This is a genomic window from Oleiphilus sp. HI0123 (assembly GCF_001635315.1).
In genome coordinates, this window is the sequence record NZ_LWGE01001878.1 from 1 (window position 1) to 1,147 (window position 1,147).

The following is a 1,147-nucleotide window of genomic DNA, read 5'->3' on the forward strand; positions in this document are numbered from 1 at the left end:
ATTTAGAGGTTTTAGTTAGAAGAATATGAATTTACAGAATATTGATAAAACAACTTATCGAAAGCACCTTAACTGGGTGATTGCTGGAAGCATTGTTGCTTTATTGGCGATCGCGCTTAGCGTATCAACCCTACTGATTCATTTAGTTGGGGAACCTGGAGGTTCAAATTTCGTTCTGAATCTGGTGGGTGTAGTGTCTGCCGTAGCGCTTGTGCTAAATACTTTATACCGAAACCGGAATACGCCGTTTATGTCGGAAGTTTGGTATGTCTGGCAGCTTAAACAAGAGCTCAATGCAATTTACCGAAAATCAAAAGCCTTAAACCAAGCGTTGGAACAGAACAATCACCAAGCGTTTATCATCAAATATTATCACTTGAAAGCTTCTATTCAGGTATATGAGCTGGATGACAATACGCTCACTATCAATCAGCTAAAAACTGACTTACGCGAACTGGAAGAAAAAATACAAAGCTTGGGTTTGAGCGTGAGCATCGAAGATTATCAGTCAGATTTACTGAAGACGCTTTGAACGAAGGGGCGGTGGTCTCCAAATCTGTAGGCAGAGCCTTCCACGGCTCGCAGGCGGGTTAGCACGAGGTTGATCGTGCGAAAGTCAACGAGTCAGAGTAAATAACAACCCAACTAAAATTCGAATATCCAGCCCGAATAAATACCTTTTAACCTAAACAACCTAGTTTGCCCATTTTTGCCAAAGCCTTCTAAGTATTTGTTTTTTAGTCTGTAGTTTCGCCACAAGAAGGTGGCGTGTTGTAGCACTAAAGGAACAATAAGAAGTACCCAAAACAAACATAAAAACGGGGAAATTATGAAACCTAAATCTTTCTTTAATACTCATCCACTCAAGGTCATGACACTAGGCCTGACGCTTGCCTGTTCTGATATCGCATTAGCGGCTGGAGAGGAATTTCTAGACTATGGCCTGCACTGGGCTAGGGTGCAAAATGGCGCAGAGAATCAGGTCAAAGCAATTGAGGCTGATGGCACGATTAACGAAACCATTAGTAATTACTATGACGACTCGAAGCCAACGGTTATTTATTTCCATGGCTGGCAGAATGGCTCTTCGCAAGATGGCTATGACCGCGAAGACTTTACCTTCGCCAACAATGGCAACTCACTCTCG

At 42.5% G+C, this 1,147-nt stretch carries 1 protein-coding gene and 1 pseudogene; both read left to right on the forward strand.

Annotated features, from left to right (window positions below; translation table 11 throughout):
- Nucleotides 1-25 precede the first annotated feature (25 nt).
- The gene (locus tag A3761_RS25070) at nt 26-532 is read left to right on the forward strand and encodes a DUF3087 family protein (protein WP_068513612.1); all 507 of its coding nucleotides are present in this window, start codon (nt 26-28) and stop codon (nt 530-532) included.
- Nucleotides 533-829: 297 nt separating this feature from the next.
- Nucleotides 830-1,147, forward strand: a pseudogene (locus A3761_RS25075) (hypothetical protein); the annotation flags it as partial.